This is a genomic window from Lacticaseibacillus suihuaensis, from assembly GCF_054785075.1.
The window spans coordinates 71,111-96,621 of record NZ_BAAGBJ010000006.1 but is presented as its reverse complement, the minus strand read 5'-3'; the positions used below and the strand labels follow the sequence as shown (position 1 = coordinate 96,621).

Below are 25,511 nucleotides of genomic sequence, written 5' to 3'. Positions count from 1 at the left end.
AAGCCGCCTGTCACCCCCACTGCTGGGGCGTGACAGGCGGCTTTTTGGTCCGGTTCGACTGTCCGGTTCGGGACCTGGCCTGGCGCGTCACAGCCAGCCGCACTGGCTCAACCGAAGCAAAGCCAGCGCAACGGCCGCCGCGCCAACCAGCGCGATTAGCCGCCACTCACCGACCAACAGCCCGAGGTTCGCCCCGAGACCGGCGCGGCGGCGCCAGGCAGCGGCCGCGCGGTCACAGACCAAGGCCAGCACCGCCACCACCGCTGGTTCCAGCAACAGCCCCCAGCGCGGCCCAAAGCTGTCCGGCCCATGAGCGCCGAAGTGCATCACAATAGTGGCCGGTGCCGCTGCCATCACCAGCCCGGTCGCCGCCAGCGACGCCCCCGCAAGTCCCCACAACCACATCCGCAATTGTCGCATGATTACCCCTCCGCAAGAACTGCCACTAACACAATCACCCCGGCGAGAACCAACGTGCCGATCAGAAAGACCCACGCCGCCGGCCGCGCCATGTTCAGCGTCAGGCCGACGCCCAGCCGTTTTTCCACGAACACCGCCGAGTCCTGCGGGGCGTAGTAGAAAAGCCCCAGCACCCAATGGTCGTTGTCGTCTCGCACCGGTCCTTGCACAGGCCCCTGCGTGTGGCGCAGCCAGGCCCCGATCAACCCGCCGAGCAGCAAGGCGGCCACGACGGTGTAGGTGATCAAAAGCGCGGTCGCCTGCCGTGGCCACGCCACGCTGGCCCAGCCGTAACCCTGGGTCAAGAGGCCCATGCTCAGTGTAAACCCCAAAAGCGCGTTGCGCGACTGCGCCGCAAGCGTCGTGCCGCGCGGCCCCTGGCGAACGCTGGCGCCGGCGAACCGGGCGCCGAGGTAGCTTGCGCCGCTCACCACGCCAACGGCGAGGTTGGCCGCCGCGGCTACCGCCGACTGGCTCAATAACCACGGGGCGACGACCAGCGGCACCAGCGCCAACACGCCCCACCAAGGAAGCGGCCGCGCGTGAGCCAGCGTCGTCAGATCGACGGTCAGCCGCTGCGTCTCTGGCAGCCCGGCGGCCACGCGCAAGGCCTGGGCCTGGCGGAAGCCGCGAACCAAAAGGGCAAAGGCCGCGGCCAGGTCGGCCACGCAGCCCCCGAGCAGCGCCCAGGTCAGCCCAAGCGGCGTCCCCACCCGCCAGTTGACGGCCGCGGCCGCCCCCCAGACCACCGCCGACACAACGGTCACAGCGACCGTGAACTGGGTGCGAATCGCCCTCGCCTCGACGTCTTGCCTCAGGTCACGGGTCCCAAACGCGACGCCGAACAAGGTGTTGGGCCGCGACAGCCAAGGCGCCGATACCACGCTCCCCCACAGAATCACCGCCATCGCACCAAAGACCCACCCCGCCGCTCGCATCACCGGGCCTCCTTGCCGTACAGGTCATCGATTAGCGCCGCCAGCTGGTTACGGGTGACCCGCCGCACCCGGGCCTCTTGAATCAAGGCGGTTAGCTGCGGCAGGGCCGCGCGGCGAAAACGGTCATCGGCCGCCGGCAGCGTGTCGGCCACCACCGCCCCCAAACCGCGGCGCATCGCCACGAACCCTTCGTCTTCGAGCTGGCGGTAAGCCTTGTTGACGGTGTGCAAGTTGATGCCCAACGCCACACTCAAGGCGCGAATCGACGGCAGCGGGTCGCCCGGTGCCAGTTGCCCCGCGGCGATGCCCCCAATCACCGCGTTGCGAATCTGGGTATAAATGGGGATGGTGCTATCAAAATCCACGGTCAGTTCCATCGCTTGCCTCCATGTACTGTTATACGCATGGTATAACACCCGAGCGACGCAATTGCAATCCCAACTGGCGCGGCGAATGGCGTATAATGGGCGTAATTTCGGATGGCGTCATTGCGTATCGGAGGTCCCCATGCAGCGTTCCGTTTTGATTTTTCCCGCACTCACCAGCCTGGACGCGGTCACCGCGGTGCGGCGTCGCTACGATCCGCTGGCCGAAAACATTCGGCCGCACGTCTCGCTGGTGTTTCCCTTTGACTCGCCGGCACCGGATTCGAGCATCGTGGCGGCAGTGGCTGCGGCCGCGGCCACCACGCCGGCCTTCGACCGCCTCGGTGGCGACTGGGCCAACGGCTACTTCTGGTTGGCGGCCGGCGCCGGGGCCACAGCCCTGACCGCACTGCACGACCGGCTGTATCAAACCCCGCTGTTTCGCGACTTTCTGCGGTCGAACCTGCCCTACCGGCCGCACATCACCCTCGGCCAGGTCACCCCGGCCACGGCTTTCGGGATCGCGGCCGGCTTGCACGTCGCCGACCTGGCCAGCTCCACTTGGGTGACGGCCATCGCCGTCGAACGCATCTTGGCCAACGGCGACTCCGACGCGTTCGCCACGCTGCCGCTCGCGCGGTGACGGCGCCGCTATTTCCCGGGAACAATCGCGCATTTCGCGCCCGTCCCGTGGTATCAACGTTTCTAGCACCATCGATTTTACGGTGGCACAGTTTTGACCCTTTTCAAATTATTTTGGCTCATCGGGCACCTCTTTGGAGAATATCCCGTTGAGCTTTTTTGCGACTTCAAAGTTACTGTTTGGGTAGAGATGACCGTAAGTACCGAGTGTCGTTTCGATATCCTCATGCCCCAGACGCTCTTTAATCTGGAGTGGATTTTCACCAAGGCTGATCAACAGCGACACATGCGAGTGGCGGAGGCCGTGCACGGTAATCCGCTGAACCTTGGCCGCATCGCTGTAAGTGTCCACAATGGCGATAAATTGCTGGTCAGAGCACGGAATTCCATTAAGTGAGAATACCCACTCGGAATTCACCATTACCGCTTGTGCGTCCTGCCACGCGCCTAAGCACGTAACGGTATCGTCATCAAGCGCCACGGTGCGGCGGCTAGCGGCAGTCTTTGGCACGGGCGTTTCAAACCAGTTGCGGTTGTGATAGTCCATCGTCTTATTGACGTTCACGGTCTTAGCTTCGAGATCAACGTCTGTCCACTTTAATGCCCGTGCTTCACCGCTTCGCAAGCCAGACATAAACATGAACCACAACATCGTGTGATCAAAGCGTCCTGTATACGTATCGGTATTCGTTTTGGCGAGTACCTTTTGGAAGTCAGCTTGCGTCCAGAACTTGATTTTTGCTTTCTTCTTTTTGATGAGGCCAACGACCCGCACGGGATTTTCAGTGATGATACCAAGCGCCTTAGCACGTTCAAGCACTTGGCCTAACATAATGTTGATGGTACGCGCATAGGATTGCTTACAGTCTTTGAGTACGCTGACTTGCCAATGTTGCACATCAATCGGCCGAATTTGGTCAATGATAATGTCGTTGAACCTAGTCAGATAATCGGTGTTCATCAAAACTAACCGTTGGCGGTAGGTGCGTGGTTTCACTTGGGTTTTGTACCAAGGTTTGAACACGTCCTCCATAAACTCGCCAAACTTCGTCTTCTTGATGTCCTCATCATCGTCGACCCCAGCTGCCAACATTGCAACTCTTGCTTTTTTCGCCTCCGTTTTCGTTTTGAAGCCGCTGGCGCGTTTTTGAATTCGCTTGCCAGTCCGTTTGTCAGTTCCTAAGCTCACGCGGAAGCTAAAAGTGCCGTCCGCTTGTTTTGTAATATGGTCTTTCGTAGTCAAGATAGTTCCTCCTTAACTGCGGAAAGGCCACTTGGTGCACCCTCAAGTTGGCTTAGTTTCAAGCCTAATACTGCGTCTACTGCTTCCACTGGAACACGGTCTACGCCTTTCTTACCGTACCATCCAAGGCCACGTTTGAGCAACAACTCTTTTGCCATTTTGATGATACGGCTTGCTTGCGCTGGACTGTATCCCAGCTTGATTAAATCAGCCCGTGTCAGGGTCAGGTATGCTGGCATAATATTCTCCTTTTTCAAATTGGAGATCGCCGCATTTTACTGACCATGATATACTTAGCTTGTCTAGGGCAAAGTTTCGGGTCAGCGCGGCAATCGCGTTCATTCGTTGCTTTGTTTTTCTTTTGCTTCAAAATCGTCTAGGTAGGCGCCACAGTTGCCATTTTGATAATGCTGAATCAAATCGATTTGCCGTGGACTTAGTTTGCCAGCGTCAATAATTTCATCAAGCGTGTGCGTTCCTAACATCTCGTCTAAAATCACAATCAGTTTCAGCGAGGAACTCACTTGCTTCTTGAGCCAGCCAACAGTTGTCGTAAAGTCGAAGGGTTGCGGGTCAACGGTTAGGGATAACTTGTCCCGATTAGCACCAATAAAGGTTGCCCATCGTGGGTCAATCGGCCAGCTTTGCTTATTCTTACTTTTGGTAGGGGTGAGAAAGCAAATATAATGGTTGATGATGCCGAAGATAACCTTTTCAGGGTCGCGAGTTGACAGTAACGCCTCAATACCTGAATCAGCCCGTTCATCAGTTAGCCGCACTTCAAAACGATTCTTAATTGGTTGTTCTTCAATCGGTAACTTGTCTTCTAGTAACACGTTTTGCTTTTGCCACTGCTCAAAGTCCTTTTCGTAAATCACCATGTGGACACCACTTTGGCGTGAGCCTAACTCTAAGGTGTTTCCCTCCTTGTGGTCACGATCCGAGCGATGAATTTTGCCACCTTTGAAACGCGAGCGGTATTCGTCGTTTCGATACTTCTCAATCAATTCTGGAATGTCGAGGACGCCATGACGGTCATTGATCGCGAGGTCAATTCGCTTGAAGTGACCATGTAGTTCTTTGCAGGCCACGAAGACGTCATACCACGAGCGTTTTTGCCCGCTAAGGTAGTTTTCCAGATAGCGACAGCCTTTGCCGCTCAACTCAATCATCGTGCCCTTGTCTCGTTTTAGCCACGCTTCTTCTGATTCACCGTGACGGTGTTCTGGCTGTTGTGAGAGCATCACCGTTAGCTCACCACAGATCAGCTTATGCGTGTAGCCATAAAACGCCCAGTCCTCATGATAGAAGTGCTCTGGCCTAATCTGAAATATCTTTTGAATGATGTTTTCGGCATCGTGTGACTTAAAGGTGACGCGGAAGTAGTCGATACAGCAATCTAGGTTGTTCCGTTTGGTCAGTACGCGCATTGCGGTCGTTAATTTGGCCTTAGCTTGCGCTGTGAGCTGTTTTCGGCCTCTGATTAAGGCGTTGATGTACTCGCGACGATATCCCGTTGTATCGGCTAATTGTTGCTGTGTGATGCCATAGGCATCTTTGAATTCTTCCAGCTCGTCTAACCACGAGAAACTTTGTGGATTAACAAGCGTTAAATCCTTTTGCATTTTGTCATTCCTTTCGATGTGAACTAATCGGGCGCTAATTTTGCGTCATATTTCTAGCAAAACGCCGGTCTTGCGCGGTTTATTTCTGCCTAGCAGGTTTATTCTGTCATACTATCGCCCCCCTATTAGACACTGGGGGCTTGAGGCGGCCGGCTAACGCCGACCGCCGCCGCTCGCGCTAGCGGCTTTCGCGCTGCACGCCGCGCACGGCGGCGAGGTTACCTCCTTTCGTCACTAATCGTATTAACAATCTATACGTTACCGCAATGATACCAAGGCTTTCAACCGATTTCCTTAGCCTTTTCATAGCTACATAACTTTCAAATGTAGTTGTGTATCTTGATACAGATATTGCTATTTGGTAATCTGATGATGAGGTGATCAATATGACAAAAGTGCACTATTTTGGCCCAAATCTAAAGCGGCTTCGTATTCAAAGCGGGTTATCGCAAGCAGAACTGGGCGAACGCTTAGATGCTAAGGTTAACGGACAAGCAATCTCAAATTGGGAACGTGAGATCAATCATCCAACCTACGAAAACCTACTCGGTATTGCTAAATTCTTTAATGTTATGCCGTCAGAGTTGTTGAGAACAGAAAAAGAGACCGCAGTTGGAGAAACTACGGCCGTACTTGATCGAATTGATGAGTATATGCCAAAAGTTGCGGAGATACGCAGAGTGATGCACATGATGGGCGACTTCTCCCCGCGACAACTAGATGGATTATCGGAACAGCTTGAGCAAATAATGCAATACTTCCGTCCATACACACCTGTTGATGAAGATGGTGAACCAGAGACGGATCAGAATGGTCGAAAAATTACGAAACAATCCAAGTATCGAGACATACCTATTAAGGAAATTCACCAAGTTTACCAGGAGCTTAGGTTTATACAAGCCTACCAAGACGATGAGCGGAAAATAGATTGACAGACAACCATGATGGACTAGATATAATTTAATCTGGTCAATTTGCTGCCACCACGAGAAAAAAACAAGCAGTCGGTGACGCCTTGCTGGCCTTGATTGCCGCCCACGATCCTGCCCCAGCCTTCATCATGAACAGAGATTTAACCTTGTTGGCTACCAATGAGAGTTTTCAGCGCTTGTATGGCATTTGGGATCGGTAGTTGCCCTCGACTCGCAATTGGGTTTGGCGGACATTCAATAGTGATTATTTCCGAAACAGCTTGTCAGGGTGGGCGCACTATTCACAATACGTTACCGCTGTGTTTCGCAAGAGTTACAGTGAAGCCTTCGATTCCGGATCTTTACTCAAAATATTGGATTCAGTGAAGGCAGACCCAACTTTTTGGCAACGTGGAACGCGTTGGCAGTATCAGACTTCAAAACCCAATATTTATTATTGGATAATCCAGATGTCGGCGAATTGTACTTAATTGAAAGTGTCTTAAAAGTGCCTGGTGCTAATCTGTACGTTGTGTTTGAGGATGCAGGTGATCAGGCGACACATCATAAGTTACAAGCAATTATGGATGAGTGAACCAATAAATATTGGCAATCATTCAGACACCACAAAAAAATCAGCCGTTGACTTGTTATGGCCAAGTAACCGCTGATTTGTTTTTACTTCGATTCCATACACATCTTTGCGACGCTCACATGTGCATCCAGAATTTCCTTTATGGATAGTTGTTGCGAAAAGCTTTCCTTTAATACATGAACCATAATATCCGCCAGTGCAGAGGCCCGCAAATATGAAAATCCTCGTTCGTTCACTAGAAAGTCCGTTAGCCGTACTTGATACTTAGCCCACATTTTCAAAAGGCGACCGAACAACGTGTCGTTTGCCTCGATAATTTCTGGTAACCGCAACGCCTCTGGAATGCTTGCGTGATCTGCATCCGAATCACGATGGTTGCTGGATAGCCACGTAACAAATAGGCCCCAGACGTCACCTTCTCCAGAGATCTGAGCGATTACTGTGTCGATTAGTTCGTCTTCGTCTTCAAAGATAATGTCCTCTTTGGAAGCGAAATACTGAAAGAGGGTCTTCTTGGCGATGTGGCATTCGGCCGCGATTTGCGCGGTGGTGACATTGTCGTAGCCCAGTTCGTCGAATAACTTGATTGCGATGTTGAAGATTTCCTCACGTTTGGCTTGTTTCTTCTCTTCTCGTTTTCCCATAATTTCATCATAGCACAAATAACATTAAAAAGTAACCGGGTAACTTTTTTCTGACAATAAGTTGCGTGGCTGTTATGATGCTCTTTGCAAAAAAAGTTACCGAGTAACATTTTAGGAAAGAGGAGCATTTATGCAAACCACCACCAAGCCAACTAACCTGTTCTGGACGTTTCTGCCACTCAGCCTCGTCTTGTTCATGTCATCGCTGGACCAAACCATCACCACTACCGCCTTGAGCGGCATTGTCGCTGACCTCGGCCAGCTGAACTTGTCGTCTTGGATCATCACAGGCTTGATGTTGACCAGCGCCGTGATGACGCTGATCTTTGGCAAACTCGGCGACATCTTCGGGCGCAAGAATATCTTACAGATTGCCTTGACCATATTCTTGCTTGGGTCGCTGATGAGCGGCCTGGCAACGTCGATGCCGCTTCTAATTGCCGCGCGGGTGTTCCAAGGCATCGGTGCCGGCGGCTTGAACTCGCTAGTCCAGGCCGTGATGGCAGACGTTGTGCCTGCGAGAAGCCGCGGCAAGTATCAGGCACTGTTCGGCTTGATCAGCATGATCAGTCTGGTCGACGGGCCGATTCTCGGCGGTTACTTCGTTCAATTCTTGTCATGGCGATGGATTTTCTTCATCAACCTGCCGATCGGTGTGATTGCCTTGATCTTACAAGCATTCAAGCTCCATCTGCCACGCAACAATGCTCAAGCCTAGAAAATAGACTATTTCGGCGGGTTGTTGGCCACAGCCTTCACCACGTTCACGCTGCTGGTCGTGACCCTTGGTGGTCAAAGCGTGGCGTGGAACTCCGGGTCGATGTATACGATGATTGCCATTGCCGTGGTGTCACTAATCGCTTATCTGGTGGTTGAACACCGACAAAAAGACAGCGCCTTGACGCCGTTGTCCTTGTTCAAAAACGGCACCTTCGTCAACGCCAGCATCATGTTCGCCTTGTCGACCGCCGCGCTGTTCGTCTCGATGATCTTCATTCCAATGTTTGCGCAAACCATCGCCCACGTTTCCGCCAGCCAGTCTGGCTTCTACATTGCACCTACGATGGTTGCCATGATTGTGGCAACGATGATCGCCGGGTCTGTGATTGAAAAAACTGGCAAGTACAAAATTTTTCCAATTATCGGTGCCGTTTTGATCGGCATTGGCTTCTTCGGCCTCGGCCGCCTGACCGCTGACAGCTCGACGTGGCTGATCATGTTCTGGCAGATTCCAATCGGCCTCGGCGTCGGCTTGTACACCCAGATCAGCTTGTTGGCAGGCCAAAATACGGTGTCTATCAAAGACCTTGGTACCGCGACTGGCGTGTTGAACTTCTTCAAGACCTTAGGCGGGGCGTTCGGATCGGCGATCTACGGCGTGATCCTCGCCGTGACGCTGGCCGCTCACAGCAGCCATGCGCTGGTAGCCTACCAAGCCGTCTTCAACTGGACGATCCCAGTCGCAGTCGTCTTGCTGGTGCTGTCTTTGGCGCTGAAAGAAGAACCGCTATCTGACGAAGTGCTGGCATACGAAGAGTAACTATCGACTGCGAAAAACTCAATTGATTCAAATAAAACGGGTAGGGATCATCTCATCATGCAGATGATCCTTGCCCGTTTTATTAAATAGCAATACACATTCCAGAATAGCTCCTCAAAGAGGCTGAACTGTAACGACTAGCAAAAAAGAAGCCCGTCGCGTAAAACCGAACTTTCGCTGTGCGTGGCGGGAGCTCCATATACATTCACGTGACCATTACGGATCATATTATTCTGAAATGGCGGGGACTAGTCTTAGATTGTTTGTGACTAGGTCGGTGCTAGATTGAAAATACTTATTTGGCACAAATAATGTCCATGCCATCTCTATGCCCGCTGCGGCATCAATACAGACCAACCTTGAGTATGAAACGCGAAGTACAATGGACGCCAAGCGTTTTTCGTCAGTTTCACCGGTTTGCCGCCAGCGATACGCACCATTTGCATTTCGTAGTAGCTCAAACCGATATAAGCACCAGCTTTGCGATCTAGACATGGCAGTCCAGTCGAAAGCCGATCCAAGTTGATTTCAGTGAAGGTGCCATTTTTGACCTGGTTGGGTAAGCCTGGAATTAAGGCGGTAGCACGTGCTAAGCCAACCATTTCGGTTTCATGATTGGTGACCGCGGTTTCCATTCCGTGTAATGTTCTGAAGCCTCCGGTGACGGCGATTGGGGTATCGATTCCCGCCTTGCCTTAGCAGCGTAGTCAATGAAGAAGGCGCCCTTACGATTGTCCCCTTGAATCACTGTGTTTTCATAATTACCGCCAGAGATTTCAATCAGGTCTACTCCTAAATGCGCCATCCGGTGGACCACCTGAATTGATTCCGCTTCGCTAAAACCACCAGCACGAAAATCAGAGGAGTTAATCTTCAAGCCGACTGGAAACGCAGCACCGACTTGTTCACGAATGGCCAAATACACTTCCTCAATGATCCGCATCCGATTCTCAAGTGAACCACCGTAGTCATCAGTGCGGCGGTTCGATAATGGTGACAAGAACTGATTGAGCAAATAGCCATGCGCGGCGTGAATCTGCACACCGCCAAACCCAGCCATTTTAACAATCGCCGCCGAGCGGGCAAATTTGGCCACGATTGCATGAATTTCTTCAATAGTCAACGCCCGTGGTGGATTGAACGCAAAAGCATTTGGCCCTTCCAGTGGCACAGCGCTTGGTGCGACGGGATGTAAGGCGACGTGTTTGGCAGCTTGACGACCGGGATGATTCAGCTGGACCCAAGTTTTGCGCACCGTTCACGCTACCGGCCTTGGCCCACTCTTGCAACAGCGGCAAGTCGCGATCGTCTTCAATCACCACATTACCTTTTTCACTAATCGCTTGAGCATCGATCATGACGTTACCAGTGATCAACAAGCCTGTGCCGCCATTGGCCCATGATCGATAAAGTGCGATCAAGCGCGCTGTGGGCCGAAAACGCGCATCACCCATAACTTCGCTCATTGCCGGTTTCATGAACCGATTCTTAATTTTAGTGCCGTTAGCCAACATCAGTGGCTGAAACATGATAGATTGTTTCATATGATTTTCTCCCATTTTTCAACGTTTAGGCATTTAAACATACAGGTCTAAAAAATGGTCGTCCAAGACGACTATTCTTTACCTGCGACATCTGCCTCGAGCGCGGTGACCAGTTGTTTGAGTAGTCCGAGTGCGTCTGCCATGTTGGTGCGGTAGTAGCGCTCTGTTCCGACTTGGTTGACCGCTAATATCCCAGCATCACGCATCAACTTGAGATGATGCGAGACTGCTGGGCGTGACAGCGATAATCGATCTGTGATTTCACTGACGGTAAGTTGATCGGTTTGGCAAAGCATCAGCAAAATTCGTTGCCGGTTCTCATCGAGCAAAATGGCCAACACCGGCGCGCTTTTTTGAAAAATCGCCACCGTTTCCTCTGAATTATGTTTAGTCATCGATACCTCTCGTATAATAGTTCTAGCGTTTAACCTCTTAAACATTAAAACTTATTCTGTAATCTTTGTCAAGTACAATTTAGAGGACATAAACATAGAGAATCAGCTTTTTTTCAAGAACCGTAACCCAGGCTCGATGTGTGCTTCACTTGAAGATGGCGGCACGGTTTGCTAAAATTGAAAAGATGTTATTAAAACTTAAATAGATCAATCGGTTGACGTAAGCTCAAGGTTTTCTCTTTCAGGGGTGTGAAAGAGGTACTTGGCTTACGTTTTTTTGTATGAGGAGGTTTTGGTTTGGAATTTTTAGGCGCACTTATCATCATTTTGATTGCTACCAGTTTAATCGGCCACTTGGCAGCGCGGATTGGCGTTCCGGCAGTAATCGGTCAGTTGCTCGTTGGTATCGTGCTTGGCCCAGCATTGTTGAATTGGGTGCATCCCAATGAGTTTATCCATATTTTTTCAGAAATCGGGGTCATTATCTTGATGTTCATTGCCGGATTAGAGAGTGATCTCACGTTGTTGAAAAAATACTTACGTCCTAGTGTGATTGTTGCATTGTTGGGCGTCTTGGTCCCGATGGCGCTGATTTATCCAGTTGGACTTTGGTTCGGACTGACCCAGTTTGAAAGCCTGTTTTTGAGTGTCATCTTTGCTGCCACATCCGTTTCGATTTCGGTGGCCGTGATGAAGGAGTTGAACTTACTTGATAGTAAAAGTGGTTCAACAGTTCTTGGCGCGGCGGTAGTCGATGATGTGTTAGCGGTTGTTTTACTCAGCATTATGGTCAGTGTGATGGGCACGACGACGAGTTCGACCACGCAAATTCCACTAGCCCTGACTTTTTTGGAGCAGTTGATCTACTTTGTCGCGATTTATTTCGTCGTGCGCTTCATCGCCCCGATTCTCGCCAAGCTCGGGACCAAATTACTGATTCCAGTCGGACCGACGTTGATGGCTATGATCTTATGTTTTGGCATGGCGTATATCGCGGATCTGATCGGGCTGAGCGCGGTGATTGGCGCTTTCTTTGCCGGGATCGCGATTGCCCAGACGCACGTCGCTCATGAAGTCGATCAAAGTATTGAACCAATCGGCTACGCGATTTTCATTCCCGTGTTCTTCGTTTCGATTGGGCTGAACATGTCGTTAGCTGGAATCGAACACGACTTGTTATTGATCGTCGTCTTGACCGTTGTGGCAACGCTGACTAAGCTTTTGGGCGCAGGCAGCGGCGCCAAATTTTCCGGGTTTACTTTAGATGAATCATACTTAGTCGGTGCAGGTATGGTTTCACGCGGAGAAATGGCCTTGATCATTGCGCAGATCGGCTATCAAGCCAAGCTGATCAGCGGGGATTACTATTCAGCTATCATCACCGCAGTCATCTTAACGACGTTGCTGGCACCGTTTCTGCTCAAACATGCCGCGCGTCGCATTAACGCCTAGATACAAAGATACCGCCAATCCTTAAATCGCGGATTAGCGGTATTTGTTTACTCCCCTTGCGGATCAGTCACACGGTATTGTAGCCACAGCGTATCTTCGTCTAATACTGTGGCGGTTTGTAACCTGAAACCGATTTGACGCGTATGCTAATCGTGATTGCGCCAGAACTAAGCCATCGCAACGATCAGAGGCAACGTCGTATTGATCCGCTCCAATCCATTATGAGATCGCCAGCTGGGATTGGTGAGGAATTTACTGATTTCTATGTTCAATGACACGGCGGCCACCACAATACGTTGGCTCAGCACGACTCATCCAGCAACTCGGCAATCATAAATTTCGCGCTTTCATTTGAGCGTATTCTTAGGAAATACCTTAGTTTGGACCTATAATGCAAGGAAGAAGTGTTTGTAGCACTTAATCTCGACAAAAAGAGCCTACTGAAAATCAGTAGACTCTAAACTTGAGATGACACATTAGTGGCACATTCCAACAGCGTTTTAAATAATGTTGGGACAACAATACGCTCTAAAAAGCGCGTTATACTGCGATTATTAGATTTAAGCATTCGAGAATATTATTTCCCGGGAAATATTGGTGACGCGGCGGCCACAGCGGCTTTCAGAAAACGCACCAGGCATATTCCACCGGTGGAATTTTCATGGCCGCCAGCCGTGCGAATGAAAGCCCCGGCCGCAAAAGCATGTGACATCACGTCATTTTGCACGTGCATTATTTGTAAGCAAAGACTACAGTAGTTATTTGTAGACCAATTTCACGGCGCAATGCCTCAACTCCGGTCGCTTCTGGCGGCCAATTTTTATGCTCAGTTGCGCCGCACTTTTCACCGATTACCGCATGAAAGGACTGATTACTTCAATATGTCACAACCTCAACCCACCGACGTCAACGGCAAGCCGTACAACCGCGGCCTGATGGTGGCGACGCTGCTCATCGGGACGTTCACCACCTTCTTGACCCAGACGATTCTGACCACCGCGTTTCCGACTTTGATGCACGACTTTCACATCAACGCCAGTGCCGTGCAGTGGCTGACCACCGGCTTCATGCTGGTGATGGGCATCATGATTCCCGTCTCCGCCTGGCTGCTCAGCAAGTTCAACGTCAAGCACCTGTACCTCACCGCCATCGGGATATTCTTTTTGGGGACGCTGATTTCCCGCTTCGCCCCGAGCTTCCCGGTGCTGTTGACCGGGCGGCTGACCCAGGCGGTCGGCGTCGGCATGTCCGCACCGACCTTCCAGACCGTCATGTACTCGATTTTTCCGCCTGAAAAACGCGGCAGCGCGATGGGCCTGGCCGGCATCGTCATCGGGCTGGCCCCGGCGGTCGGCCCGACCCTGTCCGGCTGGGTCTTGCTCAACCACTCCTGGCGAGCCTTGTTCTCCGTCATCTTGCCGATCGCCGGGCTGGTTTGGCTTTTGGCCTGCTACTCGATGCGCAAGGTGTTACCAACCACCAACCCCAAAATCGACCTGCTGAGCGTCGTCGAGTCGACGCTCGGCTTCGGGTCGCTGCTGTACGGCTTCTCCACCGTCGGCGACCGCGGCTGGTTCGACCCCATCGTGCTGGCAACCCTGGCCCTTGGGATCATCTTCGTCGCCTTGTTCGTCCACCGGCAGTTGCACCTCGACAAACCCTTGCTTGAGCTGCGCGTGTTCACCAGCTCCGAGTTCACGCTGAGCGTGATTCTCACCGCCGTGGCCTTCATGTCGATGGTCGGCGTCGAGATGGTGCTGCCGATGTACATCCAGACCATCCGCGGCGAATCCGCCTTCCACTCCGGCCTGATTCTCCTGCCTGGCGCCATCATGATGGGGATCATGAGCCCGATCACCGGGAACATTTTCGACCGCATCGGCGCCAAGCGTCTGGCCCAAACCGGGCTGTTCCTGCTGTTGGTCGGCACGTTCCCGCTGATCACGCTGACCGCCGACACCCCGATCCTGTTCGTCACCGTCATCTACACGGTGCGGATGTTCGGCATCACGATGGTCACCATGCCGGTCACCACGGCCGGAATGAACGCCTTGCCGGCCAACCTGATCAACCACGGCACCGCGGTCAACAACACGATTCGCCAGGTCGCCGCGTCGATTGGGACCGCGATTCTGGTGTCGGTGCTGTCGACGGTCACCAGCAGCCACGCCCCGGCCGCGGCGCTGCGCCTGACCGCCCCGCTGCGCTACCTGACCCAAACGGCCGACGCGACGGTGGCCGGCTACCGCGCCGCCTTCGTGGTCTCGCTGATTTTCGCGGCGCTTGGGTTCGCCCTGAGCTTCCGCCTCAAAAACGACGCGCTGGATGGAGGTGACCGCGCATGATTCTCGTCATTATGGCCCTGTCTGCCATCGCCTACTTCTTCATCGCCGTCCTGGCCCCGGCCGGCCGCGGCCGCCGCATAGGCATGTGGAGCCTGGCCGCCTTGCTGATTCTCTCTGCGGCCGGCATCGCCGCCAACGACAGCGTTCGCTTCGGCCTAACCACCGTCACCGTCACCAAGCGCGAACCGCTGGTCGGCACTCGAACGGCCAAGGTCCTGGTGACCAAGAACCGCGCCAAGGCGCCGGTGGTGCTGTACCGCACCAACCCGCTGCAGCACAAGGTCCTGACCGCCACCAGCGGCATGACCACCACGGTCGCCATCAAGCGTGGCACCAAGGCGACGGTGACCACCACCGACCGCCAGCTGCGCTACCGCAACGCCTGGGCCGCCTTCCTGTTCGCCTGGAGCGGACAAAACGGCTACCGCCTGCACCGCACCGTGACCTTCACCGTGCCGGCTGACTGGCAGATCAAGTGATTGCAACTGATTCGCGCCGCCCTCGCAGATTCTGCGTCGGCGGCTTTTTTGGTTCTTTTTTGCGTTAAGTACTACTCTCTACAAAGTAGTTGTGCTATAGTAAGGCCATCGGGTCGCGAGGTCGCGACGAACCGGCACAACCGGTGGGAGGTGCAGTGTGGAATTATCCAAGGACATGGTGCGAGGCTACCTCAGCGCAATTGTCTTGAACGTCCTGGTGCAAGGCGAAAGCTACGGCTACCAGGTCACCAAGGACGTTAAGGCCTTGAGCGGCGGCGCCTACACGATTAACGAAGCGACGCTATACACCGTTTTTAAGCGGCTGGAAAAGGCCGGCGCAATCAGCAGCCACTGGGGCGACGAGAGCCAAGGTGGCCGGCGCAAGTACTACGCCATCACGGCGGCTGGGCTTGAGCAGCTGGCACGAGAACGGGCGAACTGGCAGCTGGCGCGAGCCACGCTGGACGCCTTGATTAATGGAGGACTGATCGATGACCACGAAGCACACACGAATTGATGACCTGCTCGAGCGGGTCTTTGGACAATACGAGGCTACGGCCGAAAGTCGCGAGCTGCGGGAGGAAATCGCCAGCAACTTGAGCGACGCGGCCGACGACCTAATCGCCGGCGGCACCGAACCGGCGACCGCGGTGACCCAGGCCTTCGAAGACTTCGGGTCGATTGAGGACCTGCTGGCCGAGCTCGGGGTGCGGCGGCTCGCGGCCGCGCCGCGCGGCAACCTGGCGCCAACCATGCCACCGGCCGCTCCGGCGGCGGCCAGTGCCGAGGTGGCCAATCCCGCGACCCCGGCGGCTCCCGCAACCCCGGCGGCTCCCGCGACCCCGGCGACCCCCGAGGCCGCGGCGATGCCGGGCATCCCGGATGCTTTCGCAACGCCGGACATTCCCGACATTCCGGATATCCCCGCTATTCCAGACATCCCAGACATTCCGGCCGCCCCGCAGGCCCCGGACGTTGACATCGCGGCGATTCGCGAGGCGGCCCATGTCGCCGCGGCCAAGGCGGTTCGGGCCGCCAAGCTCGCCCAAGCCCCGGAGCTGGACGCGATTCGCGAAGCGGCCAAGGCCGCCGCTACCCAGGCCAAGAACCAGGCTAAGGAAGCCGCGGCGGCCGGCCGCGCCAGTGCGGCGCATGCCCGGGTCCAGGCCAAGGCCGCGGCTCACGACGCCAAGCACGAGGCCAAGCTCGCCGCACGTCACGCGGCGGCCGAACCGGCCCGAACCAACACGATTCGCGTGGCGCTGGACAGCGTGACCACCATTGCGCTGGACTACGCCGATGACCCGATCGTCATTCGCGCCACCGACGATCCGGATCTGACCATCACCGAGGAATTCGGCAAGAACGACCCGACGCTGGACGGCCACTACGCTTTGCAAAACGGCGTCTGGACCCTGACGCACGGCAAAAGGCCGCGCCACGCGTTTCGCATGCTGATCAACGGCCAGCGCTTGGGTTTTTGGTCGCAGATCACCGTCGCCGTGCCGACCCGCTTCACCGGTGCCTTGCAGGTGACCAGCAGCGCCGACATTGAGGCCGCGGGGCTCCACGGGCTGCCGCTGAGCCTGAAGACGGCCAACGGCGACGTCACCACCACCGACTTGAACGTGCCGACGCTTGCCATCGCGTCCCAAAACGGCGACGTCGCCTTCACGCAAGTCAAAACTGGCGACCTGACCGCCCGTTCGGCCAACGGTGACCTCGCCTTGCACAGCGTGATGGCGCAAAGCCTGCGCCTCACCACGGCCGACGGCGACATCAGCGCCAGTGCCGTCACCGTGGCGACGACCGCCGCCCTCACCACCAGCGCCGGCGACCTGACGCTGCAGACACTGCGAGCCGGTAGCCTAGCGCTTCAAAGCGGTGACGGTGACGTCGCGCTGCAAGACGCCGAGGTGGCCGGCGCCATCAAAGCCGCAAGCAACGCCGGCGACCTGGACCTGGGGCCGCTGACCACCGCCGCTTTGACCGCCAAAACCGCAGATGGTGACGTCGCGGTGACGGCCGTCACCGCCCCCACCCTGACCGTCCAAACCGACGCCGGCGACATCCGCGCTTCCGCGGTGACCGGTGGCAGCTTCACCTCCGCCGATGGCGATCTGACCCTCGACGGCGCGACCTTGAGTGAGGACCTTCACGCCGTCACCAACGCCGGCGACGTGACCGTGCGGCTTGCGCCAACCGCCAGCTTCACCTTCGCTTTGGCCACCGGCGATGGTCACATTCACCAGCCAAGCGGTGCGACCAACACCCGCCACAAGCACCACCACAAGGACGGCCAGGTCGGCACCCAGCCGACCGCAACGCTGACGGTGCAAACCGGAGACGGCGACATCGCGATTCACAACGCCTAGCACAGACCGAGCCGCAATCCGCCCGTCACAACCTAAAAAGGCTACCGCATCCCCCAATAATTGGGGAACGCGGTAGCCTTTTTGCAGTCGCCGAGCGGTCTAGCGAGCGAAGCGCGGCGCCTGCTTGCGCAACACCAGGTCCTTGGCCAACAGTCCGATGGCCACGACGGTCAAAATCAGCACCAGCCACCACTTGTAGTTGTGCGGGTTGGGGCTGAGGTCCATGGCAAGCAGCCCCAGCAGGACGAACACGTCTCGGGCGAAGAGTTCCTTTCGCGCGTTCGGGCGTGTGAACAGCCAGTAGCTGGCGCCGATCAGCACCAGGACCGCCAGTACCAAAATGAGTTTACTGATCATGTCGATTCCCTCCAGGCGACCGCGATGCGGCCTAGTAGTCTCAGTGTACCACGATCGCCGCTTCGGTTCGACGGCATTTTTCGGTCAGCGAATTGGGCGCGACCCGGTAAGTGCGGCGCTGAAGGGCCTCGGCTGGGTTCACTCACGCCGGCACGGCCGGCTGCGGCTGCTTCTCCCAAGTGAAGGTGCGATGCGCCAGGCGCAACACGCCGTCGCACTGCGCGGCGACAGTTGGCTCGTGGGTGACGATGATCACGCACTTGCCGGCCTCGTGGGCGATCTGGTTGAACAGCGCGATCACCTCCGTCGTGTTGTCCTCGTCGAGGTTGCCGGTCGGCTCGTCGGCGACCACCAGCGGGGCGTCGCAGACCATGGTTCGCGCAATGGCGACGCGCTGCTGCTGGCCGCCGGAGAGCTTCTGAACGTTTTTGGTCATCTGCTCGTCGGTCAGGCCCAGCTTCGTCAGCATGCCCTTGGCGTAGGCCTTGTCGCCCTTGTGCTTGGCCTTGGTGATCGCCATGGCGGTCATCAGGTTCTCAAGCGCCGACATGTAGGTGAACAGGTTGTAGGCCTGAAAAACAATGGCGACCTGGCTTTGCCGGTAGTTGGTCAGCCCGTGCTTCTTGATGTCTTGGTCGTCGATCAGAATGCGCCCGGCCTTGGGGGTGTCAAGCCCCGCCAGAAGCGAGACCATCGTGGTTTTGCCGGAGCCCGACTGACCGACGATGGCGTAGCTGTGGCCGGCTTCGAACTCGAGGTTGACGTCCTTGAACAGGTACTGGTCGCGATCGTTGTACCAGTACGTGAGGTTTTCGGTTTTAAGCATAGCTTCCTCCTATCCGATCAGAATGCGCTTGGGGTTCAGGCGCAAGATGCCACCGGCGCCGGCCAGAATCGCGATCAAAATGATGGCGAGCCCGAGGCCAAACAGGATGGCCACGCTCTTGAAGGTGACCTTGGTGGCGAGTTTGGCCTGCTTGGTCTGCGCCTTTTGCTGGCTGGCCTGGCCCGGCATCCCGCTCGGGGCCCCGGTGCGGCTGCCGCCTTGGATGCCGCCAGGGCCACCTTGGCCGCCCGGCATGCCGCCGAGCTGGCTGGTGTTGCTGGTCGTGGTCTGAGCGCTTGAGACGACTTGGGCCGCCAGCTTGTCGCCGACGAATTGCCCGCCGGCGCTGGCGATGCCGACGCCGACCAGGAGAATCACGAACAGCTCGACGAAGAACTGGGCGATCACCTTGGCGCGTTTTTCACCCAGGCTCAGCAGAATGCCGATTTCAAAGCGCCGCTCGCGAATCATCAAGACCACAATCAGGGCCAAGATGATGGTGCCGGCGATGGCGACCAGCCAGACAATCTTGTCGGCGAAGCTAGTCACCGAGCTCATCGACGCTTTGACCATCTGGTAGGACTGGTCATCGGCGGTCAGGCTGAACTTGCTGGAGATCAGCTTGGTCGCGGCCTTCTTGACGCTGGCGACCTTGCTTGGCGTCGTCACCGTGAAGACCACGGAGTCGGCGGTGTCCTTGTACTTGGTGCCCTTGAGCGTGTTGGCGAAGGTGTAGCTGGTGAAAATGGTGTTGGACGGGTCGCCGCCACCCATCATCCCACCGCCCATCGTGGTGCTGGCGGTCGACTTAGCCTTGTAGATGCCGACCACCTTGAGCTTGTAGGTCTTGGTCTTGGCGGCGTTCTTGATGGTGATGGTGTCGCCCACCTTCAGGTCATTTTCGGTGGCCAGCTCGCTTTCAATCACCACGTTGTTGGTGTTCTTGTCGCTGGCGGTCAACCCGCGGCCCTTCTTGATCACGTAGGTCTTGTCGCTAAAGTTGGCAGAGCTTGCGGTGCTTGAAACCCCACTGACGGTGATGTCGCCGGTGCTTGCGCCACCCTTATCACCCATCGGCCCGGTCATTTGGCCGGAGCTTGTGGTGATGGCGTCGAAGCTCTTGGCGTTGGCCGACGTCGATACGGCCACGCTGTAGCTCTCAACGCCGGTCAGCTTGGCGATTTTCTCGGCCGTGCTCAGCTTGACCGGGGACATGCTCAGGCTGGGCTTGCCGCTTGGCTTGGTCGGTTGACCGTCGCTGGCCGTCGCGCTTTCCCGCATTTTCTTGAACGCCGCCTCGCGGTTGGCGCTCAAAGTCAGCGTCGCGCCGATGCTGTCCTTGGCATTTTCGGTGGCCTGGTTGGCCGCGCTTTTGATCAGCAGGCCGGCCATCACGAATAACATAATGGCACTTGTCACAAGGATCAGCAGTGCGGTCCGGCCCTTCTTCGCGATCAGGTTCAACCACGCGCGTTTGGCAAAATTCATTGTGTCGCCTCCATTACGAAGGCGACCGCGGCCGCCTTCAAGTCTCGTCAACGAATGACTAGCTTCAAGTTACCGACCAAACATGGTGAATTTATGAACAAAATGCGGCTAAAGTCGGTTGCGGAAGGGAAGAAAGTAAGAGGGCGGCGCCAGGCGCTTAGCCGCCCGGCCAGCGTGAGGCCAGGCGTTGGGCCCGACCTTGGCCCGGCGACTGGACTGAGCTGGACGCGGCGGCGATGCCGGGCAAAGCCCGGTTAGAGGGCGGCGCCGAGCGAACTTAGCGGGACGGGTAGCCTAGCCGTGACGCTTGAGGCCCGGGCCTGGCCACGAGCGGCGCGGCGTCGCTAGCCGCTCCCGCGTTGCGTGGCAAAGCCCGTTTAGAGGGCGGCGCCAGGCGCTTATCCGTCCGACCAGCATCAGGCCACACCAAAACGCGGCGCCACCCCGTCAATTGACGACAGGGTGGCGCCGCGTCCAAGTCTAACCAGTTTAATCCAGCGGCTCCTCGTACAACAGCGGCTTGCCGTCGGCGCCGACCAGCACGGTCAGGCCGCCGCCGCTGCCGACGGTCATGACCACGTACTGCACCCGCGTCTCGCGGTCGACCAGAACCTCCGCCACGTGAGCCCAACCAACGGGTGCCTTTTCCACCACTACAAAGCGCGATTCCTTACTTACCATCATACCTGCCTCCTGGCCTTCAGCCATTCCATTGTGACGCCGTTGCTCGCCCAAGTGTCCTTGAGCTCGGGCAACAGTCCCGCGACCCCGACGACCGCCATGTGAGCGGCGAAATCCTGAACCGCCGCCTGGGTCGCGGCGGTCGGGTCGATCAGCCAGGCGATCACCCGCCGGTTGAAGTGGTAGTCGATGACGGCGTATTCCAGCTGGTCGGCCAGCTGGATGTGCGGATCGGCCGCCAGCAGGGCCGGCAGCTGGCCGCGGTCGTCCTCGGCCACGCGAAACATCAGGTTCATCACCGCGCCGACGCCCAGCAGCCGCGACATGTAGCCGGCGTCCGGCGCCAGCGCCGCTCCCAAGTGCTTGGCCAAGGCCACGCACTGCGCCGCGGAAAACCAGCTGCCGGTCAAAGCCACCAGCCACAGCTCGCTTGCGTGGTAAGGGGTGACCGTGACCAGCCGGCTGAACAGCTGCGCCTGATCGGCCGGCGTCGGCCGCAGCGGGTCCCCTGCCGGAATCGCGGTGTCGGCCGAGCCGACCAGCGCCGACAGCTGGGCTCGCCACAGCGGCCAGGGCAGCACATCCTTGTAAGTGGTCGCATAATCCTGCACAATCTGGCGGATGGCGGCCGGCACCGCATTTTGCTCCCACGCGGCCACCATGGCGCCGCTGGCCGTGACCATCGGCTGATGGGTCGGGTACCAGCGACTGAAGTTGGTAGACAGCTGCGCCAGCTTGCCCAACAGCGCAAAGACCCGCGATAGCCCCAGCTGCGTCTGGCCGCGTTCGAAGCGACGCGTGGTCGACGCCGCCCAACCCACGCTGACCGCCTGGGCGGTCAGGTGCAGCTGAGAGCGCCGCAGTAGCGCCCATTCACCGGGCTGCGTGGGCAAAACATCCTGCAGTGGTGCGGCCACTAAGTCGCGGTTGTGGTGCGGCACCGCCGCCGCGACCCGCCACCACACGCGGCGCAGGTAGCCGGCCATCGCCGGCTCGTCGATCGCGTCCAGGCTGGCCAAGAACGCCTCGAGCTTCCCGGTTTCGGCGGTGCCGGTTTGCCACGCCGCAAGCATCAGTCCGAAGCGCCAACGCGGCAGCGGCCCGAACAACACGCGGTCGAAGCGCGAATCGCGCGTGGCGGCCTCAACCGTCGGCACCATTGCGGCAATCAGCGCGGCGTCGCCGGTCGCCAGCCCGGCGAAAAACAGCGCCGCCACGATTAGGTGAAAATTGGTGACCTTGGGGAACGCCACCGCCTGGCTCTGCCGCCACAACAGGCCGATGAGCTCTGGACTGGCCGGCCCGATCAAGGCGCTGCACAAGGTCAGCTCGAAATCGTGCCAGGTTCGCGGCGCCGTCATCAGGTCGGCAATCTGCTGCTCCTGTTGGGCCGTCAGCGCAAACTCCGGCCTCATCCAGTTGGCCGCCGCGTCGCAGTAAGTCGTAATCAGTGCCGTGGCCGCATCGTCCTCGCCGGCATGGGCGGCCAGATACCGCGCCTTAGCCTGAAGAATGGCCTCGCGCTGGTCGGTGAACATCAGCGGCAACAGTGCCGGCACCTGCCCGGGGTCTTGGGCCATCAAGGCGGCTAGATCCGCGGTTTCGATACCCAGCCGCCGCATCAGCGTGAAGGCCGAGGCCAACGCGATGTCGGTTTCACCGCGCTCAAAACGCGACAGGGTCGCGGCCGACCAGTCGCCGGCCGCCTGCTCGAGCGTCAGCCCCTGGGTAAGCCGCGCCGCCTTGAAGAACTGCCCCAACTGTCGCGTCCCCATCATCGATCCCTCCTCGTTGCCAACATTATCCCGCCGGGGCAAGCCGCTGGCAAGTGGTGCCAGGCGATTGCCGCCACGCGGCAATCAAAAAGGCGCCGGCGCAACCGTCGCGCCGGCGCCAAGCCGCGCTAGGCGGCCAGGTCCCTTTTGATCACAATGCCTTCGTACAGCCACACGGTCAGGCCGTAATAGACGGCGTAAAGCACCAGGAAAATCCCGAAGGGCAGCCACAGACCGCGGTACGGGTGCTGCAGCAGGCCGTTGAACATCTGAAGGCCAAACAGCACATGCACCATGCCCAGCCCCGCCGGGAAGGCGAACAACGCGCCGATTTCCTGCCGCACGGACTTTTTCAAGAGTCCCTGCCGCACCCCGATTTTTTGGAGCATCAGGTAGCGGGAGGCGTCAAAGCTCGCCCCGCTCAGAATCTTGAACATCAAAGTCGACGCGAGCATCGCTAGGAACGCCAGGCCGAGGAAGAAGCCCATGAACGCCAGGCCGCCGAACATGCTGTTAATCAGCGCGTAGGTGACGAACTTCTGCCCGGACTGATCTGCGCTTTCGATCTTGTAGCGCTTGTTTTGCGCCGTCAGCAAGGCGTCGATGCGGTCGTAGTTGGCGCCGACGTCTTGCAGCTGGTAGGCCACCGCCGTGCGGGTCGGCCCGGCGAGCTTGGCAAAGGCGCTTTGCGACACCACCTTGAAGAATTCCTCGCCCGGCAGCTTGAACGCCTGCAGCTGGCTGTAGCCTTCGTCTTGGTACTTCGAAAAGTTTTGCCCGGTCACCTTTTTTTGAATCAGCTTGCCAGGGCCGCGGTACAACACCAGCTCAAGCGGCTTGGCGTCAAGCTCCGCGGCGTTCAGGTAGACGGTTTTGCCGACCACCCGCTCTTGGTACGTGACTTGCTTGACCACGCCGGTCAGCTTGGCCGCCGACTGCTTGGCCGAAGCATCCGGGGCCATCAGCACCAGGTCGTACTTGCCTTGCTGGCTCGCCATTTCGGGGATCGCGTCCTTGAAGCCCAGCCCCACGGTGATGGCGCCCAGCGCCAAGGCGAACAGCATCGCGACGACGGCCAAAATCTTGGTGTAATCGCGAATGCGGAAGGTCAGCTGCCCCAGCGTGAAGGCGTGCAGCTCACGGGCGGCGAAGCGCCGGTTGCGCCGCAACAGCCCGATGGCCCAGACCAACAGCGCGTTGAACAAGAAGTAGGTCCCCAGCACGATGGTGACCAAGGCGATGCCGATCGCCGGCACCCCGATGGTCATCAGCTGCCCCATGATCCAGTAGCCGATGGCCAAAAGCAGCACGGCCAAGACGGCCTGAAGCGCCAGCACCCAACCCTTTTGCTGGATGCGGTTGGGCAACGTCGTCGCGTGAAGCAGGCTCAACACCGGCGTCTTCAGCAGACGCCCCGCGTTGACGAAGGCCGCAATCACGAACATCACCAGGAAAAAGACCAGCGTGGCGGCAATCGCCGGCAGCCACACCACGGCAAAATGCGTCGCCGGGGCGTGAAGCATCCCCAAAAACACCGTGCCGGCCACGGCGGTCAGCCCCATGCCGACCACCATGCCGACCACGGCGGCAGCCAGGCCGACCGCGACGGTTTCAAGAAAGATCAGCTGCGCGATTTTGCCCGACTTGGCGCCGAGCATCATGAACATCGCGTAGTCGCGCTGGCGCATGCTCATCAAGAAGGTGTTGGCGTAGACGATGTACACCATGGTGATGATCACCAAAAGCACGGTGCCGAAGCCGAAGATGATCGGCGTGGCGCTGATCGGGGAGTTGCTGGCCAAGAAGGCCTTGTTGGTCGCCATGGTCATGAACATGTAGAACACGGCGCTTGCGATCACCAGCCCGGAGAACAGGACCGCGTAATCGCGGAAACGGGCGCGAATGCCGCCCAGTGCAAGTTTGCGTAACATAGGCCCCTCCTACTTCTGGAACGTGCCAAGCGTCGTCAGGATCTCTTGGTAAAAGGCCTCCTGAGTCTTGCCGGCGTGGCGCAGCTCGGTACCGACCTGGCCGTCCTTGATGAACAGGATGCGGCTGGCGTAGCTCGCGGAGAACGGGTCGTGGGTCACCAAGAGAATCGACACGCCTTGCTTTTGGTTGAGCTGCTGCATCGTGTCCAGGAGGTCTTTGGCCGACTGGGAGTCCAAGGCCCCGGTCGGCTCGTCGCCAAACAGGATGGCGGGTTCTTGAACCAGGGCCCGGGCGGCGGCGACGCGCTGCTTTTGGCCGCCGGACAGCTCCGTCGGGTAGTGATCGAGCACCGCGGCGATGCCCAAGGTCGTGGCGATCTTGGCGACGGCGGCCTGCTGCGCCTTGGCGCTGGCGTTTTGCAGCGCCATCGGCAGCGCGATGTTCTCTCTGGCGGTCAGGTTCTCCAGCAGGTTGAAGTCCTGGAAGATGAAGCCGACCTGCTTGGCGCGAAAGTCGCTCAGGTGGTTGCCGCGCAGCTTGGTGACGTCTTGGCCGTTAATCGCGACGTGGCCCGAAGTCGGCCGGTCCAGCGTCGACAAAATGTTGAGCAGCGTGGTTTTGCCCGAGCCGCTGGCCCCCATGATGCCGACGAATTCGCCGGGTTGCACGTCAAAGGTCACGCCTTTGAGGGCCTGGAACTGCTTTTCATTGGCCTTGCCGTATGTCTTGGTCACACCGTCGACGGCGACCACTGGTTGAGTCTGCATGTTTTGTGCCTCCATTAATTGTCTGTGATTCTATCTTAACCCAGCTCGCACCGCCATGCGCGAACAAGTGGCTTACACCTTTGTCACCGCCAAATCGGGCCCGGGACCGATGTTTTTTTCACGTCGCGGCCAA

26 protein-coding genes and 1 pseudogene are annotated in these 25,511 nt (G+C 57.4%); 11 read left to right on the top strand and 16 right to left on the bottom strand.

Annotated features, from left to right (window positions below):
- Positions 1-87: 87 nt before the first annotated feature.
- The 3 genes from ACYVRZ_RS06990 to ACYVRZ_RS06980 are packed head-to-tail and all read right to left on the bottom strand — an operon-like array spanning position 88 to position 1,774.
- Entirely contained in the window at positions 88-420 is a 333-nt protein-coding gene (locus tag ACYVRZ_RS06990; protein WP_461225925.1) for a DUF1648 domain-containing protein, read from the bottom strand.
- A gap of 2 nt (positions 421-422) precedes the next feature.
- A complete protein-coding gene (locus ACYVRZ_RS06985; RefSeq protein ID WP_461225924.1) occupies positions 423-1,397 on the bottom strand; it encodes a DUF5808 domain-containing protein in 975 nt (324 codons plus the stop codon).
- Positions 1,397-1,774, bottom strand: a complete 378-nt coding sequence (locus ACYVRZ_RS06980; protein ID WP_461225923.1) for a GntR family transcriptional regulator — start codon at positions 1,772-1,774, stop codon at positions 1,397-1,399. Before ACYVRZ_RS06980 ends, ACYVRZ_RS06985 begins: the two co-directional genes overlap by 1 nt.
- A gap of 130 nt (positions 1,775-1,904) precedes the next feature.
- Between ACYVRZ_RS06980 and ACYVRZ_RS06975 the strand changes: the two genes are divergently transcribed.
- Positions 1,905-2,405, top strand: a complete 501-nt coding sequence (locus ACYVRZ_RS06975; RefSeq protein ID WP_461225922.1) for a 2'-5' RNA ligase family protein — start codon at positions 1,905-1,907, stop codon at positions 2,403-2,405.
- A 108-nt stretch (positions 2,406-2,513) separates the two neighbouring features.
- On the opposite strand, the gene ACYVRZ_RS06970 is transcribed toward ACYVRZ_RS06975, so the two are convergent.
- The 3 genes from ACYVRZ_RS06970 to ACYVRZ_RS06960 all read right to left on the bottom strand — a co-directional run bounded on the left by ACYVRZ_RS06970 (position 2,514) and on the right by ACYVRZ_RS06960 (position 5,272).
- On the bottom strand, positions 2,514-3,647 hold the full coding sequence (locus ACYVRZ_RS06970; RefSeq protein ID WP_461225921.1) for a site-specific integrase: 1,134 nt from the start codon (positions 3,645-3,647) through the stop codon (positions 2,514-2,516).
- Complete coding sequence (locus ACYVRZ_RS06965) at positions 3,644-3,886, bottom strand: DUF3173 family protein (RefSeq protein WP_051975775.1); 243 nt, start codon at positions 3,884-3,886, stop codon at positions 3,644-3,646. Before ACYVRZ_RS06965 ends, ACYVRZ_RS06970 begins: the two co-directional genes overlap by 4 nt.
- A gap of 99 nt (positions 3,887-3,985) precedes the next feature.
- On the bottom strand, positions 3,986-5,272 hold the full coding sequence (locus ACYVRZ_RS06960) for a replication initiation factor domain-containing protein (RefSeq protein ID WP_461225920.1): 1,287 nt from the start codon (positions 5,270-5,272) through the stop codon (positions 3,986-3,988).
- Positions 5,273-5,658: 386 nt separating this feature from the next.
- Between ACYVRZ_RS06960 and ACYVRZ_RS06955 the strand changes: the two genes are divergently transcribed.
- From ACYVRZ_RS06955 to ACYVRZ_RS06945, 3 genes and pseudogenes are all read left to right on the top strand, one after another.
- Positions 5,659-6,204, top strand: coding sequence for a helix-turn-helix domain-containing protein (locus ACYVRZ_RS06955; protein ID WP_461225919.1), 546 nt, complete (start codon positions 5,659-5,661; stop codon positions 6,202-6,204).
- 83 nt (positions 6,205-6,287) lie between these two features.
- Positions 6,288-6,674: pseudogene (locus ACYVRZ_RS06950) on the top strand (MmyB family transcriptional regulator).
- Positions 6,605-6,778, top strand: coding sequence for a hypothetical protein (locus tag ACYVRZ_RS06945; RefSeq protein WP_461225989.1), 174 nt, complete (start codon positions 6,605-6,607; stop codon positions 6,776-6,778). Before ACYVRZ_RS06950 ends, ACYVRZ_RS06945 begins: the two are co-directional and overlap by 70 nt.
- An 83-nt stretch (positions 6,779-6,861) precedes the next feature.
- Here ACYVRZ_RS06945 and ACYVRZ_RS06940 read toward each other — a convergent pair whose 3' ends face one another.
- Complete coding sequence (locus ACYVRZ_RS06940) at positions 6,862-7,422, bottom strand: TetR/AcrR family transcriptional regulator (RefSeq protein ID WP_461225918.1); 561 nt, start codon at positions 7,420-7,422, stop codon at positions 6,862-6,864.
- Between the two features lie 130 nt (positions 7,423-7,552).
- On the opposite strand from ACYVRZ_RS06940, the gene ACYVRZ_RS06935 reads away from it, so the two are divergent.
- Complete coding sequence (locus ACYVRZ_RS06935) at positions 7,553-8,140, top strand: MFS transporter (protein WP_461225917.1); 588 nt, start codon at positions 7,553-7,555, stop codon at positions 8,138-8,140.
- A 24-nt stretch (positions 8,141-8,164) separates the two neighbouring features.
- Positions 8,165-8,962, top strand: coding sequence for an MFS transporter (locus ACYVRZ_RS06930; protein WP_461225916.1), 798 nt, complete (start codon positions 8,165-8,167; stop codon positions 8,960-8,962).
- A gap of 589 nt (positions 8,963-9,551) precedes the next feature.
- On the opposite strand, the gene ACYVRZ_RS06925 is transcribed toward ACYVRZ_RS06930, so the two are convergent.
- Both ACYVRZ_RS06925 and ACYVRZ_RS06920 read right to left on the bottom strand, forming a co-directional pair.
- Positions 9,552-10,217 (bottom strand): oxidoreductase, encoded by a 666-nt coding sequence (locus ACYVRZ_RS06925; protein ID WP_461225915.1) that lies wholly within the window; start codon positions 10,215-10,217, stop codon positions 9,552-9,554.
- 360 nt (positions 10,218-10,577) lie between these two features.
- Positions 10,578-10,901 (bottom strand): ArsR/SmtB family transcription factor, encoded by a 324-nt coding sequence (locus ACYVRZ_RS06920; RefSeq protein WP_461225914.1) that lies wholly within the window; start codon positions 10,899-10,901, stop codon positions 10,578-10,580.
- Positions 10,902-11,198: 297 nt separating this feature from the next.
- Here ACYVRZ_RS06920 and ACYVRZ_RS06915 point away from each other — a divergent pair, with 297 nt between their 5' ends.
- The 5 genes from ACYVRZ_RS06915 (at position 11,199) to ACYVRZ_RS06895 (ending at position 17,552) form a co-directional block, all read left to right on the top strand.
- Positions 11,199-12,353: a cation:proton antiporter gene (locus tag ACYVRZ_RS06915; RefSeq protein WP_461225913.1), complete on the top strand. Its 1,155-nt coding sequence runs from the start codon at positions 11,199-11,201 to the stop codon at positions 12,351-12,353.
- An 881-nt stretch (positions 12,354-13,234) separates the two neighbouring features.
- Positions 13,235-14,698: an MDR family MFS transporter gene (locus tag ACYVRZ_RS06910; protein WP_461225912.1), complete on the top strand. Its 1,464-nt coding sequence runs from the start codon at positions 13,235-13,237 to the stop codon at positions 14,696-14,698.
- Positions 14,695-15,177: a DUF4811 domain-containing protein gene (locus ACYVRZ_RS06905; RefSeq protein WP_461225911.1), complete on the top strand. Its 483-nt coding sequence runs from the start codon at positions 14,695-14,697 to the stop codon at positions 15,175-15,177. The genes ACYVRZ_RS06910 and ACYVRZ_RS06905 overlap by 4 nt, the downstream gene beginning before the upstream one ends.
- Before the next feature lie 157 nt (positions 15,178-15,334).
- Entirely contained in the window at positions 15,335-15,694 is a 360-nt protein-coding gene (locus tag ACYVRZ_RS06900; protein WP_461225910.1) for a PadR family transcriptional regulator, read from the top strand.
- A complete protein-coding gene (locus tag ACYVRZ_RS06895; protein WP_461225909.1) occupies positions 15,669-17,552 on the top strand; it encodes a DUF4097 family beta strand repeat-containing protein in 1,884 nt (627 codons plus the stop codon). Before ACYVRZ_RS06900 ends, ACYVRZ_RS06895 begins: the two co-directional genes overlap by 26 nt.
- Before the next feature lie 99 nt (positions 17,553-17,651).
- Here ACYVRZ_RS06895 and ACYVRZ_RS06890 read toward each other — a convergent pair whose 3' ends face one another.
- From ACYVRZ_RS06890 to ACYVRZ_RS06860, 7 genes are all read right to left on the bottom strand, one after another.
- On the bottom strand, positions 17,652-17,909 hold the full coding sequence (locus tag ACYVRZ_RS06890; protein ID WP_461225908.1) for a hypothetical protein: 258 nt from the start codon (positions 17,907-17,909) through the stop codon (positions 17,652-17,654).
- A gap of 142 nt (positions 17,910-18,051) precedes the next feature.
- Entirely contained in the window at positions 18,052-18,735 is a 684-nt protein-coding gene (locus ACYVRZ_RS06885) for an ABC transporter ATP-binding protein (protein ID WP_461225907.1), read from the bottom strand.
- Positions 18,736-18,744: 9 nt separating this feature from the next.
- The gene (locus ACYVRZ_RS06880) at positions 18,745-20,223 is read right to left on the bottom strand and encodes an ABC transporter permease (RefSeq protein ID WP_461225906.1); all 1,479 of its coding nucleotides are present in this window, start codon (positions 20,221-20,223) and stop codon (positions 18,745-18,747) included.
- Between the two features lie 489 nt (positions 20,224-20,712).
- The gene (locus ACYVRZ_RS06875) at positions 20,713-20,907 is read right to left on the bottom strand and encodes a DUF6440 family protein (RefSeq protein WP_461225905.1); all 195 of its coding nucleotides are present in this window, start codon (positions 20,905-20,907) and stop codon (positions 20,713-20,715) included.
- Positions 20,904-22,682, bottom strand: a complete 1,779-nt coding sequence (locus ACYVRZ_RS06870) for a helix-turn-helix domain-containing protein (RefSeq protein ID WP_461225904.1) — start codon at positions 22,680-22,682, stop codon at positions 20,904-20,906. Before ACYVRZ_RS06870 ends, ACYVRZ_RS06875 begins: the two co-directional genes overlap by 4 nt.
- A gap of 125 nt (positions 22,683-22,807) precedes the next feature.
- The gene (locus ACYVRZ_RS06865; protein ID WP_461225903.1) at positions 22,808-24,610 is read right to left on the bottom strand and encodes an FtsX-like permease family protein; all 1,803 of its coding nucleotides are present in this window, start codon (positions 24,608-24,610) and stop codon (positions 22,808-22,810) included.
- Between the two features lie 9 nt (positions 24,611-24,619).
- Positions 24,620-25,378: an ABC transporter ATP-binding protein gene (locus ACYVRZ_RS06860; protein ID WP_461225902.1), complete on the bottom strand. Its 759-nt coding sequence runs from the start codon at positions 25,376-25,378 to the stop codon at positions 24,620-24,622.
- Between the last annotated feature and the right edge of the window lie 133 nt (positions 25,379-25,511).